A 15249-nucleotide genomic window follows, 5' to 3' on the forward strand; every position below is an offset into this window, starting at 1 on the left:
GCTGTACGCCCGGCGGTCCGTCGGGCGCCGGCCTCCCGGTCCCCGCATCGACGCGTCGGAAGGCGGCGCCCAACCGCCGGGCCCGTCGAAACCCGGCCGCCCCCGGTGCCGGTGGGGGCACCAGGGGCGGCCGGGCGGGGGCGGGGGCCCGCGGTGGTCACTCGGGGTCGGGCGTCACTGCCAGACGCGGTAGACCGCCTCGCGTGCCTGGCCGAGGTACTGCTGGTAGGTGCCCAGGTGCCAGGCCGCCCACGAGGCCCAGCCGCGGCCGGTGCCGTCGTTGTCGATCTGGAAGGCCTTTCGCGCCGACCAGCCCATGTCCTGCCAGTTCTCGGGAGTGACGACCCCGGCGTCGTGGCCGTGGACATCGGGGTACCAGCGCTCGTTGATCTGCCAGGCACCGAGGTCCTTGCTGCCCGGGTCGGGGTCGGTGGGCAGGTTCGTGTGGACGGCCAGCCGGTTGCAGCCGGACTCGGCCATGGCGATCGCCACCGCGTAGATCGCGTCGTCGTTGCGGCCCTCTCCGGACTTGTCCTTCGCGAAGCCCGCCCACTGGGCCTCGCGGGCGCAGGCATCGATGCCGCTCTGGTCTCCGGCGGCGTGGGCGGTGAAGGCGGGCGTGGCGAGGCTGAAGGCCAGGACGGCGACCGAACCGGTCAGCAGAGCGCGGGTCTTGCGCAGCACGAGAGTTCTCCCTTTCGGCGACGGCCCGGGATCGGGCCGGTACGAGAAGGACGCTAGGCAGCGTGGGTAGACAGGCCGTCAACGAGTGATAGACGACCAGTTCGTCCAGGGCGATGGGGGCGGCGAGCCCGCGACGGCCGGCCGGTCCAGCAGGACGACCGACCCGGCGACGGCAGGACCGGCCGGTTGACACCCGGGCGGCCGCGCTCGTTCGTGGCCGGCCGCACCTCCTCGGTCGCACCTCCTCGGTCGCGCCGCCCCGCGTGGAGCCGCCGGAATGACGGCGCGTATCGTCCGGACCGTGGGAGAGCTGATACGTCGACCCGGGTTCGCACCACTGGCGGGCGCGCTGGTCGCCCTGCTGGTGCTCATCGGGTGTCTCACCGGCGCGGCCGCGCAGTGGCGGGCCGGGAGCCTCATCGACGACGAGCCGCTCCGGGTGGACGGAACGATCACCTCCGTGATGCTCCGGAAGGGCGGCACGGACTACAAGGTCACCTACCGGGTGGGCGATCGCGACTACTCGAGAACCCTCGGCCTCAAGCGCGTCGCACATCCGGCCGTCGGGGTGGGTGTCCCGCTGGAGGTGGCCGCCGGCAACCCGGCGACAGCGCGCGTGGTGGGCGACCACTACCCGGACGAGGACCTGCCCGCCACCTACCTGCTCGCCTCACTGGGCGCCGCGGCCGCCCTGCTGATCCTGCTCCGGCTCGCTCTCCTCGGCGCCCGGCGCGGCGGGAAGCCGGACACACCCGCCTGAGCGGGCACCCGCACGCCGCCCAGGCAGCGGAAGCGGCCTGCCGTCCGCGACGCGGCCACGGTCACCAACTCCCCGTCCCCCCGACCGGCCGGAAATGGCGAGCGGCGGCAGAGCCGCCCGGCCTAGGCTGCCGATCATGCGTTTCGTTCGAACTCCCTTGCTGCCGCTCGCGGCACTCGCCCTGCTCAGCGGCTGCTCCGGGGCCACGGACCCGGCCTCGGCCACCGGACCGGCCACGTCGGCCCACGCCGCCGGGGAGACCCCGGTGTCCGCCGGTCCGTCCCCGAAGCCCACCCCGGTCGACATACGCTCCCTCACCTCGGCCGGGCTCCAGAACCGTTGGTGGAGCTGGGCGGGGTCGACCCCGACGAAGCGCAACCCCGTCGTCGACCCCGACGGCCGTCACTGCGGTGAAGGCCAGCGCGAGGGCATCTGGCTGCTGGCCGGGACGTTCGACGCGACCGTCACCCGCCGGTGCACGGTGCCCGCCGGCATTCCGGTCCTCTTCCCGGTGGTCACCATGTACGGCAAGAGCTCCGACTGCCTGGCGTTCATGAACGACGCCCGGGGCAGCGCGGTGCTCGACGGGACCGGCCTGCCCGTGGAGGAGTTGGGCTCCACCCAGATCCGGGCCGACTCGGTGCCCGACGGCCCGGTCCCCGGCCACCGGGACTTCAACGACTCCTGGGCCTGCGGCCTGTGGGTACGACTGGACGGGCTCACCCCCGGGCAGCACGAGATCGTCCTTCGCGGCGGCTCCGGCACCTTCTCGACCGGCGTCGACTACCGGCTCACCGCGACCGAGGACCCGACCGCGGTGTCGAAGGCGCGGGCCGACCGCACCGGGCCGCCGAGCGTCTGACGGAACAGGCGACCGTCCGACAGAACCGCGACCGGCGCGCGTCGGCCCGCCGTGACGTTCCCTCCGGGGCCGGGCCGGCCCGAGGCCCGCCCCCGGAGGCCGGTGTGCGGCCGGTGTCAGTAGGCCAGGATGTCCCAGTGGCTGCCCTCGTTGCAGTACAGGTTGCCCGAGGCGGCCTTCCACTGCGGGTAACCGTCACCCCGGTAGCCGATGTAGGTGAAGCTGTTCTGGATGTAGCCGTCGATGCAGGAGTTGCGCGAGATGTCGACCTTGTAGCCGTTGTAGTGGCTGTAGGTCCCGGAGGCGTGGCCCACCTCGGTGCCTCCCGTGATGTTGATGGCACAGCCGCTGGACTGCTTGAGGGTGATGATCGTGCTCACCGTGCCGGAGTTGATCTGCTCGAACGAGGTGCAGGTCGAGTTGGACCGGGTGGTGCAGCCGCCACTGGAACTCCAGGTGATACCCGCGTTCCTGAACTGGGCGGCGGCCGTCGCCTGCGAGACCTTGGTACCACTGGCGCCGGCCGTGGGCGCCGCGAGGGCGAGCCCGGCCATGGCCAGGGCGACGACGGTGGGTACGGTGCGGAGCTTCATCTGCTCTCCCGGTGAGGGTGGTGGACCTCGGGCTGGGGGCACCCCCGGCTCGTCGCCGGCCGGGCGGGGCCGGCCTCGACCCGCCCGGTGGACGGTCGAGGGCCGGCCGGGCGGGGCCGGCCGGAGGGGGGCCGTACGACGTGCCGTGCGGCGCTGCGGTGGGGGTGGGGCGGTTCGGAGACGCGGCGACGCTTCAGCGCGCGGGGGTGCACGGGACCGATCGGGTTCACCGTGCTCCAGGGCCTGCGCCAGGAGTCCTTCCGACCGGGGACGGTGACGGGGAGAAAGACGGATACCGGTCCGGACGGGCCCTGCTGACGCGGAGAACGGTGGTGCCGTGCGGGTGCGGAACCGCGCGGGTAGCGGCGCGACACCAGAATGGCCCGCCGCTCTCTATGCGAGTAGACCCCGGGCCGTGAATTTCGCGTGACGGTCATGTATCCGACAAGCGTGGGCGTCCGCCGCCCCCGCCCGACCGGCTCCGGGGGACCGGAGGACGGGGCACGGCCGGCCGGCACCCCGGCCGGCCGCGTCCCGCGTCAGGCCCCGGAGGCCGGCCGCAGGACGGCGAACAGCCCCCGGACCCGGACACCGTCCGGCGTGCTCCAGACCCCGGCCAGGTAGCCGGCCGCCCCCTGCGGCGGAAGCGGCGAGCCGTCCTCGGCGGGCCGCAGGGCCCGCCGCAGGCGGAGGGCGGCGCCACCCGGGAGGACCAGCGCGGTGCCCTCGCGGTCGTCGGCGGCAGTCACCGGGGACTCCCCGGAGATCGAGCCCTCTCCGGTGCGGGAAGCGGTGACGTCCAGGTCGGGGGTGTCACTCGCGTTCTGGTCCTGGGCCCGGACCCGGCCCTCGATCAGGGCGAGCAACTGGGCGACCAGCACCGGGTCGTGGTAACCGTCGTAGGCCCAGCGCCGCCCCAGCACCCCGTGCTCCATGGTGCCGACGAGGGCGTGCTCGGCCCCGTCGAGCGGAGCGCCGCGATAGGTGAGCGGCACCAGGTACGCGGTCGGGTGCGGGCCCGAGGTGTCGGTGACCACCATGAACTCGATCCCCACCTCGCCCTGCGGGTCGTCCAGCCGGAAGCCGCCGGATTTGACCAACTCCGGTCCGCCCGCGCCGCCGCCGTACCACGGGCGAGTGGGGAGCCAGGCGGTGAGCAGCTCCAGCTTGGTCGGTTTCAGGACGGTCTGATGGATGACGGCCATGCCGAACGATCTCCTCCGTTGATCACACGCGGGCCCTCCTACCCTCCCATCCCCGGGGTGCGCCGGCGGCGCGGGGCGGCCGGACAGCGCTGCGTCGGACCGGTCGCGCGGGGGCCGAAACCGGTCCCCGGCGGGCGCTGCCGTCACACCCCGGTGTGACAACCGCCCCCTCCCCCGGTGAGCCTGATGATCTATGCCTCCGACGGCCGAGCAACCGCGCCCCACCGCACCCCCGGAGGGGGACGGCTCCCCTCCGCCCGCACCGGCCCGACCGGGCCGCAGGCGTCCGCGCAGCCGCCGGCGCCACGGCGCGCACCGGCCGGCCGGCCACCGCTCCTACGGGCACCACTGTCCTGATTGCCGCCGCGTCCCGATCGCCGCCGCACGCTGATCGCCGCCGCCCGGCGGGCGCCCGGCACCGGGCCACGACGGACCCGACCGGCGGCCGGGTCCGTCTCCTCGCGACATCGGACCGGCGCCACCGGGCCCGGCACCGTGCGGCGGACCTCGGAGCGGGAACGACACTTGCACTTATGCCGCGCACGCAACTATTGTTCCGGCATAGATTGCTTCTGCAATCACCTGCGGTCCGCCTCCTCTCCGCCCGCCGACCCGACCGGGAGTCCGCTATGAGCACCACCCTCTTCACCCCCTACACCCTGCGGTCACTGACCGTGCCCAACCGGGTCTGGATGCCGCCGATGTGCCAGTACAGCGCCGCACCGGACGGCGCGGAGGCGGGCGCCCCGACCGACTGGCACTTCTCCCACCTGGCGGCCCGCGCCGCCGGCGGCACCGGGCTGATCATCGCCGAGGCCACGGCCGTCAGCCCCGAGGGCCGGATCTCCCCCTACGACCTCGGCCTGTGGAACGACACCCAGACCCAGGCCTTCCGCCGGATCACCGCCTTCCTCACGGCGCACGGCACCGTCCCGGCCATCCAGCTCGCCCACGCCGGCCGCAAGGCGTCCACCGAGCGCACCTGGGTCGACCGCGGCCGGGCGCTGGCGCCGGAGGAGACCCACGGCTGGCGGCCCGTCGCCCCCAGCGCCCTCCCCTTCGAGCCGGACCGGGTCGCTCCGGAGGAGCTCAGCACGGAGCAGATCGGCGAGGTCGTCCGGCAGTTCGCGGACGCCGCCCGGCGCGCGCTCGACGCCGGCTTCCAGGTGGTCGAGATCCACGGCGCCCACGGCTACCTGATCCACGAGTTCCTCTCCCCCCACACCAACCGCCGCACCGACGCGTACGGCGGGTCCTTCGAGGGCCGGATCCGGTTCGCGCTGGAGGTCGTCGACGCCGTCCGCGCGGTGTGGCCCGAGGAGCTGCCGATCTTCTTCCGGGTCTCCGCCACCGACTGGCTCACCGAGAACCCCGAGGACGAGCGCGACGGCTGGACTTCGGAGGACACCGTCCGGCTGGCCAAGGAACTGCACGCCCACGGTGTGGACCTGCTCGACGTCTCCACCGGCGGCCTCGTGCCGGACGCCCGGATCGAGGCCGGCCCGGGCTTCCAGGTCCCGTTCGCGGAGGCGGTGCGCGACGCGACCGGGATGCCCGTGGCCGCCGTCGGCCTGATCACCGACCCCGCCCAGGCCCAGCGGATCCTCGCCGACGGCAGGGCCGACGCCGTACTGGTCGGCCGCGAGCTGCTGCGCGACCCGTACTGGGCCCGCCACGCCGCCACCGCCCTCGGCGGCGAGGTCGCCGCCCCGGTGCAGTACCACCGGGCGTAGCCGGCGGCCGGCGGCCCCCCGGGTTCGCGGGCGCCCTCGGCGGCAGGGGTGGCGGTCACCGGCGACCCCCTCGCCGAGGTCCGGCAGCGGCACGGGCCCGGGGATAATGGTCGACGCCGCGGGCCGGCGGCGTCGGCGGCACCGAGCGATGGAGAGGCAGTGGACGAATGACCCTGGCGGAAGGACGGCGCGTCAGATTGGCCGAGGACCTCGGGATCGGTGACGCGGTCGCCGGGGAGGCCGGGGCCGTCATCGGCTTCCTCTCCCTGGGAGCCGGGATCGAGGGCACCGTCGAGCGGGTGGACGGGGAACTCCCGCAGAGCCAGGAGGCCGGCGAGTACCAGCGGCTCAAGGCGCTGTTCGAGGACTTCGGGCACACCATGCCGGAGGCGAGCCGGACCCGGCTGGAGGCAGAGATCGCCGCGCTGGAACCGCACTGGGCCGCGTACCTGGAACGGGGCGAGCAGGTGACCGTCCGGGTCCGGCTGGACAACGGCTTCGTCCTCGACGGCGCGCACCAGGACATCCTCACCCCTCTGTGACGACGGGCTGCCCGGCGACCGGCCGGCCGTACCCCGGACCGGAGGCGGTGCCGGCCGACCCACCCGGCGTCCACGCCACCACGGGCCCGCGGACCCTACTGATGCTCCGCAAGAGTTCGTGGGGGGGGTGTTGGGCTGGTCAGGCCGGGGTGTCGAGGTAGCGGCCTCCGGCGCGGGTGAGGCGGTCCTCGGGGCTGCCGGCGGGCAGCCCCGAGGGGAGGACGTTGTCCTCGTATGTGCCGGTGCCGGCGAGGTGGAGGGCGAAGCCCCGGGTGTGGAGCCTGCCGCTGAAGCGCAGAAGGCACACTGGGACGGGCGTCGCAGATCGGGCAGGGCGACCGTCGGGTCATCCTCGAACCGGCTCGCTTCCGGCCCCGAACTCGGCGCGGAGAAGGTCATGTTGACCGTTCCGGCCTGCACCGTCAGCCCGGCCACCTCGCTGCCGGACACGCTGTTGCGGACGTGCTCGACCGGCCCTGGCATCGGACCACTCCTCCCGTGACGGTGACCACCGCGTGCCCGGCGCGACCGGACCCTCGGACGGTACGCGGCACGACCCGTCGGCCCGCGCCGGGACGGTCGACCGGGAAGCCGTCGGCGCGAGGCGTGGCCGTGTCCGGTCCGGCGTCGGACGTCGAGCGGCCCCGAGTGGGGCGGGCGGCGCTCCACCGGCCGCCTGCGACGCGGTCGCCTCGTCCGGGCGCGGGCCGGGCCCCGGCCGTGGAGAACCATCGCCGTGACGCGTGCGTCCGGAGAGACATGAGTATGCCTGTCGATGCAAGGTCCGGTCAGCCGGCCGGAGTTCGGGGACCGGCCGTGCTGCGCGGGGCCGCCGGGGTCGGGGTCGGGATCCTGGGGCCGGCCGGTGGATTCGGGGCCGCCTACCTGGTGGCGTCCGCACGGAGCTACTGTGACGCGGCGTGGGAGCCGCAGCACCGGTTCGCGTTCACGTTCGTCGAGTGGCCGGGCATGGAACTGCTCTGTCTGGTCGCGGCGGTGGCGGTGTGGGCGGGCGCGAGGCGGCTGACGGCCGGGCTGCCCCTCGCCTGGCGGGGGATCGTGCCGGCGGGCCTGGTGCTGCTCACGCTCGCGGTGCTGGCGGTCGGTTGCTTCGCGCTGCTGGGCACGCCGAACGGGTACCACGGTGACTCGGGACTCTGCCCGGCCGACAACATCCCGCCGTGGTGGCCGTCCTGGCTGCCCGCCTGAGCGGGCCACCCGCCGAGCGCGCCCACGCGCACTCCCGGTCTGGCATCGTGGACAGGATCGTCCGCCGGCCGAGCAGGACATCCGCGCGGCCGTCAAGGTGAGTGCCCACCACAAGGAGCCGCTGTGACCCTTCCCTTCGCCGACCCCACGTTCGAGGGCACGATCCGCGCCGCCGCCGAGACGGACGGGGTGGAACGGTTCGTCGTGGCCGCCGTCATCACCGACGGCGACCGCACGCTGTTCCTGCGGCGCCCGGCCGGCGAGTTCCTGGCGGGCCTGTGGGAGCTGCCGTCGGGCAAGGTCGAGAAGGGCGAGGGCATCGAGCGGGCCCTGCTGAGGGAGGTCGACGAGGAGACCGGCCTGCGGATCGACGTGGTCGAGAAGTACCTCGGGCACTTCGACCACACCTCCGGCAGCGGCGCCCTCACCCGGCAGCTGACCTTCGAGGTCACCGTCGCCCGGACCGGCCCGGTCACCCTCACCGAGCATGACGCGCACGAGTGGGCCGGACCCGGCGGGATCCCCGCCGTCAGCGACGCCGTCCGAGCACTCGTCACCCGCTGATCGCGCGAGGCGGACCCAAGGGAACGACCTCCCGGCGAGCCCGGGTCGGAGGAGGACGGTCGGGCACCGCGGTGGGCGTGGCCACGGGCCCCACCTGACCGCCGAGAGCGGCCGGCCGGCCGGCGGAGCCGTGCGCGTGCGGCCGCCCGGTCAGAGCCGCCCCGGCTCGGGCCGGGGCGCCCGCGGGCACCGTCGCGGGTGAGGGGTCGCGCAGGTTGCGACCGTCGCCGGATTCACCCCTTCGGCGGCCCGCTGCCCGAGGGGGGTCGGAGGGCGGCCGTCGTCTCCGCCCCGGCCGATCGTCCCGGGACGGAACGCGGAGACTAGTTGATCACTCCGGCGTGTCCAGCACGAAACGGCGCGGGTGCCGGGTGACGCTGGACTCCGCCAGATCCCTTTTCTCCCGTTACTCCCGTTATGAGGTCACCCGTGCTACATCGCCGATCCCCGCACCTGAGACTGTTGCGTGCGCTGTGCGTGGCCGTCCCACTGGCCGCCTCGGTGGTCGCTCCGGTCGCCGCGGACCAGGCGTTCGCGACACCGGACCTGTCACAGCGCCAGGCGGCGGTCCGCGGCGCCGGCACCCAGCGGCCGATCGGCCCGGCCCCCGTCGTCGACCTGCTGGCACACGGCAACCTGACGATGGCGTCGAACTCGGTGCTGACGTGTGACCCCAGCGACGGCTCCGTCTGTTCGGACACCGAGGGCACCAACAACGGCCGCACCATGTACGTGAAGACGGACCCGGCCGCGCCCGGCAACAACGCGTCCTCCGCGCAGCTGGTGATCCCGGCCGGGTCGGAGGTGCTCTCGGCGCGCCTCTACTGGCAGTTCAACCCGACCAACACCAGCACCGCGGGCGGCACCTCGGGGGACATCAACACGGGCAACCTGGTGTCCTGGAAGGTCCCGGGCGCCTCCTCGTACCAGCAGCTCACCGCCGACACCTACGACTGGTTCGATCAGCAGGTCGGCGGCAACCCGCCGGAGCCGCTGCTCGCCGGGGCGGGCGTGAAGGACGTCACCGCCCAGGTGAAGGCCGCCGGCGCGGGCAGCTACACCGTCGCGGACATCCAGGCCTGCGCCGGACGCTCCTCGGCGCAGAACTTCGGCGGGAACAACGTGGGCTGCTGGGGCGGCTGGTCACTGGTCGTGGCGTACCAGGACCAGGCCGAACCGCTGCGCTACCTCCAGGTCTGGGACGGCTTCCAGCTGCTGCGGTCCCCCGACAACCTGGCGACGCTCACCCTCAGCGGCATCCGGACCGCGGCCACCCCCGCCCCGGCCACCATGGGCGTGACCGTCGGCGACGGCGATGTGCCGATCTCGGGTGACCAACTGCTGGTCGGCTCCGCCGCCGACAACCTCACGCTGGTGCCGATGCCCGGCCCCACCGGCATCTCGACCGAGAACGCCTTCACCAGCCGGATCGACCGGGTCGCCGCCGACGGCAGCGGCACCAACATCACGACCCGCGACCCGGCACCGGTCAACAACTACGGCTACGACGCCCGAATGATCGACGTCACCGGCAAGATCCCCGCCGGCAGCACCCAGGCCGTGCTCCAGATCAACGGCTCGGGCGACGCGCTGCACCCGCAGGCGGTCTGGCTGGCCGTCGACGCCCTCGAACCGGACCTGCAGATCACCAAGGCCAACACCCCCGCCGGCACCACCGACAACAACCCGCCCGGCAACGTCTCCCCCGGCGACCCCGTCACCTACGCCTTCACCGTCGCCAACCGCCACCCCGACGGCAGCACGGAGGGCCTGGACACCGCCACCGGCATCACCGTCACGGACCGGCTGCCCGCCGGCACCACCTTCACCGCCGGCTCCAACCCCGCCTGCACCGCCAGTGGACAGACCGTCACCTGTCAGGTCGCCGACCTCGCCCCGGGCGCCACCAGCACCGTCTCCTTCCAGGCCACCGTCGATCCGACAGCCACCAGCGGCACCGTCCTGGACGACACCGCGACCCTCGACTTCCAGGGCGTCCAGACCCGGCGCACCCAGACCCGCACCAGCAACACCGTCCGCAACACCGTGGTCGACACCCCCGTCTACCGGATCGAGAAGACCGCCGACCCGACGTCCAGCACCCCCGGCCGTACCGTCGGCTACCAGATCAAGGTCACCAACACCGGTCGCGTCCCCGCCACCGGCGTCACCCTCGACGACGACCTCACCGACGTGCTCAAGCACGCCGACTACAACAACGACGCCGCGACCGACCTCGGCTCCGTCACCGTCACCGGCGCCGCTCTGCGCTGGACCGGAGACCTGCCGGTCGGCGCGAGTGCCACCGTCACCTACTCGGTGACCGTCCACTCCTCGCTCACCGCCGACACCTCACTCACCAACACCGTGGTCTCCGACACCTACCGCAACAACTGCCGGCCCGGCGACGGCGACGCCCACTGCCGCGCCGCCGTCACGGTGACCGTCCCCTCGCCCTCGCCGTCCCCGACCGCGTCGCCCAGCCCGACGGCCTCGCCGTCCCCGACCGCGTCGCCCAACCCGACGGGTTCGCCGTCCCCGACCTGGCCGCACAGCCCCCGGCCCTCCCACTCGGACGACGCCAACCCCGGTGGGCAGCTCCCGGGCACCGGCGCCGGCCCGCTCCCGCTGCTCGCCTTCGCCGCCCTCGGCCTCGTCCTGATCGGCCTGGTCGCCCTGTTCACCCGGAGCCGCCGACACTAGGGACTCCGCCTTCTCGGCAGATCGACTGACAAGGGCCCCTGCCGGTGCGGCGCACCGGCAGGGGCCCTCCGCCGTCCGGGAGGGCGAGCGCGGGGGAACGCTAGAATTCGCGCCGACCGTACGAACACACCGGGGGAAACCGCGCAGATGACCACGCACGCTCCGCTCGACGAGCCGTCAACCGACGCCGCCGCACGGCGGACCGGGCCGCGGCGCTCCCGCCGGTGGCTGCTCGCGCCCGCGGCCGTGGTCGTCGCGGCGGCTTCCGCCGGCGCCACGTTCGCCGCCGGCCTCTGGGACGCCGAACTCGAGCAGAACCTCTGCGGACTCACGCGGGCGGACGACACCCCGCTCGGCTTCGTCCTTCCGAAGGACCGCCCCGGCGTCGAGTCCCGCACGCTCTCCGACGACTCGCTCGGCGGGCACGGAAAGCTCACCTGCGTCATCTCCGTGGACGGCCACGAGGTCGTCCGCGTCCTGCTCTTCGCCGTGGACCCGGACCGCCCGACCGGCACCGGCATCAGCGCCACCGCCCGCAGCCGGATCGGCCAGGGCGTCACCACCGGCCCCGGCGCCGCCACCCTCACCGACTACTGCCCCGACACCCAGACCCTCGCCGCCGTCGCCACCGTCACCACGGACCCCACCATCTGGCCCGGGCCCGCCGAGGACCAGACGCCCACCCGCCTCGCCCTCGGCGACCTGGTCACCACCGTCCTGGCGCAGCAACGCCGGCAGATCTGCCACTGAGGGCGGCCGCGGCCGCCGCCGTCCGGCTCAGGCCCCCGCGGCACCGCCCGCGGCCGGCCCCGGCCAGGTGGCCGCCGACCGCCACGGTCAGCGGCTCGCCGGAGCCGGCCACCGCGATGAGCCGGCCGTGCGCGGACTGGAACGACGGGACGGCGCGGACGGCCTCCCCGGCCCGGAAGTCGCGCGCGGGCCCGGAAGTGGCACGCGCCGAGGCTGTCGCGGCTCAGCGGGGTCGCGGGGTCCGCGGGGGCCGGGATCCGCTCGCGCACGTCCCGAACACCGGGATCGCGCGGCCCGCCGACGCGGTCCGAACGGGTGTCGCGGGGCGGGACGGAGCGACAGAATGCGGGCATGGTGATCACCGCGCGCGCCCTCAACCGCTCGACGCTCGCCCGGCAGTTGTTGCTCGCCCGGGAGCCGCTCGACGCCGCCGCCGCGGTGCGACGGGTGGTCGCGCTCCAGGCGCAGGAGCCCGCCTCGCCCTACCTCGCGCTGTGGACCCGGCTCGCCGGGTTCGACCCGGCCGGACTCGACACCGCCGTGACCGACCTCCGGGTGGTGAGGTCGACCCTGATGCGGATCACGCTGCACCTGGTCCACACCGCGGACTACCGGACGTTCCGCCAGGCCATGGAGCCGACGCTGCGCGCCTCCAGGCTCGGCGACAGGCGTTTCACGGCGTCCGGGCTGACCGCCGCCGACGCGGACGCCCTGCTGCCCGGGCTGCTGGACTTCGCCGACCGGCCGCGAACCGGCGCCGAGGTCCAGGGCTGGCTCGGGGAGCGACGGGGCGCGCCGGTGGAGCCGGCCGCCGGGCGGATGCTGCGACAGTACGCGCCGCTGTGGCACGCCCCCGCCGGAGGCCCCTGGTCGTTCGGCACCCGGCAGTCGTTCGTCGCCGCGGGCACCCGGCCGGTACTGACGGACCCGGAGACCGTCGTCGAGAGCACGAAGCCCCTGATCCGCCGCTACCTGGAGGGGTTCGGCCCGGCGTCGGTGGCGGACATGGCACAGTTCGCCCTGATCCAGCGGGCCCGCGTCAGAACGACGGTCCAGGCGCTCGCCGGCGAACTCGACCACCTGGAGGGCCCCGACGGCGCGGTGCTGTACGACCTCCCCGGCGCGCCCCGGCCGGCCGAGGACACCCCCGCACCGGCCAGGTTCCTGCCGATGTGGGACAGCACCCTGCTGGTCTACGCCGACCGCGGCCGCGTCCTGCCGCCCGCCTACCGCAAGGCGGTGATCCGCGTGAACGGGGACGTGCTGCCCACCCTGCTGGTGGACGGCTTGGTCGCCGGCGTCTGGCGGACCGTCGACAGCGGGATCGAGGCCGCCGCCTTCCACCCCCTCCCGGACGAGGTCTGGGAGACGTTGGCGGCGGAGGCCGGCTCCCTCATCGCGTTCCTCGCCGACCGCGACCCGCTGGTCTACCGGCGCTACGACCACTGGTGGGCCAAGGGCCTGCCGGCCGCCGAAACCCGCCTGCTCACCGGGTGAACCGGGGGACGACCACCGGGGGCGGCGGCAGCCGCCCCCCGGTACTCCGTTCGGAGGGTTCCCGGGCCGACCGCGGTAGGAGGCGCCCGGTGCGGGGAAGGCAGCCGCCTGTCCACCGGGGCGCGGGCGCACCGCTCGTCCGCCCGCGCGCCACCGCACCAGACATCGGGAACATGATGACGAACATCGACCGCAGGAACGCCCTGCGCCTGGCATCCGCGACAGCGGTCGGCACCGGCGCGACCCTCGGCCTGACCGGGACCGCCCGCGCGGCCCGGCGTGCCTCGACCCTGAACCTGAAGGGCAGGCGGGCCTCGGCCGACATCCCCGGTGTCCTGACAGCCGGCGCGCCGTACTTCGTCCACTACGAACTCCGGGACACCGCCGACCGCCCGGTCGGCACCGAGAGCGCGCACAGCCTGCCCATCACCGTCGGGCCGGACACGTCGCTGGTCCTGGCCACCGTGGTGCTGCGCCTCACCGACGGCACGCTCACCGGCGCCGGCGCCTTCGAGCGACCGCTGCCGGCGGTGACCGAAGTGGTGGTGGGCTACCAGCCGTGGTCCCACACCTTCGCGGTCACCGGCGGGACCGGCGCCTACAACGGCGCCTCCGGAGAGCTCACGATCGACCACCTCAGCCGGGACGACTCCGTTCTCACCGCCACGCTGAACTGATCCGGTCCGCGCCGGTCCCGCCGCGCCGGACCGGGCCGGCGGGACCGGCATCCCCCGGGCCGGGACGGCGGGGCGCGGCCCGGCGGGCCCGACGGGTGACACCCGCGCGGGTCGGCGGCCGGTGGGGCGGGTCGCGCGGGCTCCCGTGCCGATACTGCGGGCATGAGACCCTCCCGCCGCTCCTCCCTGCTGTGCCTCGCCGCAGCCACCGCGCTCATCGCCCTCGGCGCCCCGGTCACCACCGCCGGTGGTGCGACACCGGACGCCGCCCGCCGCGGACCCTGCGTCAGCTCCCCACCACCCGCGAGCGGCCCGGCGCTGGACGTGCTGCGGATCGCCGAGCAGGCCAGGACGGAGCTGGACCTCAAGTCCGTGATCCTGCGGGTCACCGTCGACGGCCGCGAACTCGTCACGAGCGCGCTCGGCGAGTCGATGACCGGGGTCCCGGCCGAGCCCGCGATGCACTTCCGCAACGGCAACATCGCGATCAGCTACCTCGGTACGGCGCTCCTGCGGCTGGTCGACCAGGGCAGGGTGGGCCTCGACGACCCGGTCGGCCGCTGGCTGCCCGACCTGCCGCACGACTACGGCCGGCGGATGACCCTGCGCATGCTCGCCGCCTCCACCACCGGGCTCGCCGACTACGTCACCAGCCCCGGCTTCGGCGAGTCCGTCTACGCGGACCGTTCCGCCAGTGGACGCCCGAGGAACTGGTGGGCATCTCCACCGGCCAGGACCTCTGGTACGAGCCGGGCACCAACTGGAGCTACTCGCACGCCAACTTCGTCCTGCTCGGCGCGGCCCTGGAGAAGATCACCGGGACCCGGCTGGACCACCTGCTCCAGCAGGAGGTCACCGGCCCGCTCGGACTGCACGAGACCCGCAACAGCTTCACCCCCGACATCCCGACGCCCGTCCTGCACGCCTTCACCTCCGAACGCGGCAAGTACGAGGAGTCCACCTTCTGGAACCCCTCGTGGACCACCGCCCCCGGCGCGGTGGAGACCACCGACATCTGCGACCTGGCCCGCTCCGCCGTCGGCATCGGCTCGGGCGAACTGCTCTCCCCGTCCTCCTACCGGGAACTGCTGAACCCGGGGACGGTGGGCCTGGGCACGCCGACCCCGAAGTGCCCCGCGACGATCTGCATCGCGCAGACCGAGGCCACCCACTACGGCACGGGCGTGCTCGTCCTGAACGACTGGATCTCCCAACACCCGCTGTTCTTCGGCTACTCGGCGTCACAGGACTACCTGCCGTGCGAGCACCTGGCCATCGCCGTCTCCACCACCGACGGCCCGACCGCTCCCGGCGGCCACAGCGCCCACACCATCGCCCAGCGGATCGCCGCCGCGCTCGCCCCGGACCACCCCATCCCGGACTTCGGCTGAGTGACGCCCCGCTGAGTGACACCCGCGCGGCCGGCCGCGCGGGCGGGCGTCACTCAGCCGGCCCGGCCGCACCGGCACA

15 protein-coding genes and 1 pseudogene are annotated in these 15249 nt (G+C 74.3%); 12 read left to right on the top strand and 4 right to left on the bottom strand.

What is annotated here, in order from left to right:
- Window positions 1-174: 174 nt before the first annotated feature.
- The gene (locus ACIQTO_RS10280) at window positions 175-684 is read right to left on the bottom strand and encodes a hypothetical protein (RefSeq protein WP_402385555.1); all 510 of its coding nucleotides are present in this window, start codon (window positions 682-684) and stop codon (window positions 175-177) included.
- Between the two features lie 301 nt (window positions 685-985).
- On the opposite strand from ACIQTO_RS10280, the gene ACIQTO_RS10285 reads away from it, so the two are divergent.
- Both ACIQTO_RS10285 and ACIQTO_RS10290 read left to right on the top strand, forming a co-directional pair.
- Complete coding sequence (locus tag ACIQTO_RS10285) at window positions 986-1444, top strand: hypothetical protein (protein WP_402385558.1); 459 nt, start codon at window positions 986-988, stop codon at window positions 1442-1444.
- 136 nt (window positions 1445-1580) lie between these two features.
- A complete protein-coding gene (locus tag ACIQTO_RS10290) occupies window positions 1581-2306 on the top strand; it encodes a hypothetical protein (RefSeq protein WP_402385560.1) in 726 nt (241 codons plus the stop codon).
- A 116-nt stretch (window positions 2307-2422) separates the two neighbouring features.
- Here the strand turns inward: ACIQTO_RS10290 and ACIQTO_RS10295 are convergent, their stop codons facing one another.
- The gene (locus tag ACIQTO_RS10295) at window positions 2423-2899 is read right to left on the bottom strand and encodes a hypothetical protein (RefSeq protein ID WP_402385562.1); all 477 of its coding nucleotides are present in this window, start codon (window positions 2897-2899) and stop codon (window positions 2423-2425) included.
- A 539-nt stretch (window positions 2900-3438) separates the two neighbouring features.
- On the bottom strand, window positions 3439-4104 hold the full coding sequence (locus ACIQTO_RS10300) for a 1,4-alpha-glucan branching protein (RefSeq protein WP_402385565.1): 666 nt from the start codon (window positions 4102-4104) through the stop codon (window positions 3439-3441).
- Window positions 4105-4733: 629 nt separating this feature from the next.
- On the opposite strand from ACIQTO_RS10300, the gene ACIQTO_RS10305 reads away from it, so the two are divergent.
- The gene (locus ACIQTO_RS10305; RefSeq protein ID WP_402385568.1) at window positions 4734-5837 is read left to right on the top strand and encodes an NADH:flavin oxidoreductase/NADH oxidase; all 1104 of its coding nucleotides are present in this window, start codon (window positions 4734-4736) and stop codon (window positions 5835-5837) included.
- A gap of 197 nt (window positions 5838-6034) precedes the next feature.
- A complete protein-coding gene (locus ACIQTO_RS10310) occupies window positions 6035-6379 on the top strand; it encodes a hypothetical protein (RefSeq protein WP_402385571.1) in 345 nt (114 codons plus the stop codon).
- Between the two features lie 139 nt (window positions 6380-6518).
- Here ACIQTO_RS10310 and ACIQTO_RS10315 read toward each other — a convergent pair whose 3' ends face one another.
- Entirely contained in the window at window positions 6519-6686 is a 168-nt protein-coding gene (locus tag ACIQTO_RS10315; protein ID WP_402385573.1) for a hypothetical protein, read from the bottom strand.
- 509 nt (window positions 6687-7195) lie between these two features.
- Between ACIQTO_RS10315 and ACIQTO_RS10320 the strand changes: the two genes are divergently transcribed.
- The 8 genes and pseudogenes from ACIQTO_RS10320 (at window position 7196) to ACIQTO_RS10355 (ending at window position 15170) form a co-directional block, all read left to right on the top strand.
- Complete coding sequence (locus ACIQTO_RS10320) at window positions 7196-7588, top strand: hypothetical protein (RefSeq protein WP_402385576.1); 393 nt, start codon at window positions 7196-7198, stop codon at window positions 7586-7588.
- Between the two features lie 123 nt (window positions 7589-7711).
- Entirely contained in the window at window positions 7712-8152 is a 441-nt protein-coding gene (locus tag ACIQTO_RS10325) for an NUDIX domain-containing protein (protein ID WP_402385579.1), read from the top strand.
- A 477-nt stretch (window positions 8153-8629) separates the two neighbouring features.
- The gene (locus tag ACIQTO_RS10330) at window positions 8630-10855 is read left to right on the top strand and encodes a hypothetical protein (protein ID WP_402385582.1); all 2226 of its coding nucleotides are present in this window, start codon (window positions 8630-8632) and stop codon (window positions 10853-10855) included.
- A 147-nt stretch (window positions 10856-11002) separates the two neighbouring features.
- A complete protein-coding gene (locus ACIQTO_RS10335) occupies window positions 11003-11605 on the top strand; it encodes a hypothetical protein (RefSeq protein ID WP_402385585.1) in 603 nt (200 codons plus the stop codon).
- Between the two features lie 351 nt (window positions 11606-11956).
- Window positions 11957-13102 carry a winged helix DNA-binding domain-containing protein gene (locus ACIQTO_RS10340; RefSeq protein ID WP_402385588.1) on the top strand — a complete coding sequence of 382 codons (1146 nt, stop codon included), beginning with the start codon at window positions 11957-11959 and terminating at the stop codon, window positions 13100-13102.
- A gap of 173 nt (window positions 13103-13275) precedes the next feature.
- Window positions 13276-13779 carry a hypothetical protein gene (locus ACIQTO_RS10345; RefSeq protein WP_402385591.1) on the top strand — a complete coding sequence of 168 codons (504 nt, stop codon included), beginning with the start codon at window positions 13276-13278 and terminating at the stop codon, window positions 13777-13779.
- Between the two features lie 162 nt (window positions 13780-13941).
- Window positions 13942-14388: pseudogene (locus ACIQTO_RS10350) on the top strand (serine hydrolase); the annotation flags it as partial.
- A gap of 104 nt (window positions 14389-14492) precedes the next feature.
- Complete coding sequence (locus ACIQTO_RS10355; RefSeq protein WP_402385594.1) at window positions 14493-15170, top strand: serine hydrolase domain-containing protein; 678 nt, start codon at window positions 14493-14495, stop codon at window positions 15168-15170.
- The last annotated feature ends 79 nt before the right edge of the window (window positions 15171-15249 follow it).

The organism is Kitasatospora sp. NPDC091207, assembly GCF_044768625.1.
Taxonomy (GTDB): domain Bacteria; phylum Actinomycetota; class Actinomycetes; order Streptomycetales; family Streptomycetaceae; genus Kitasatospora.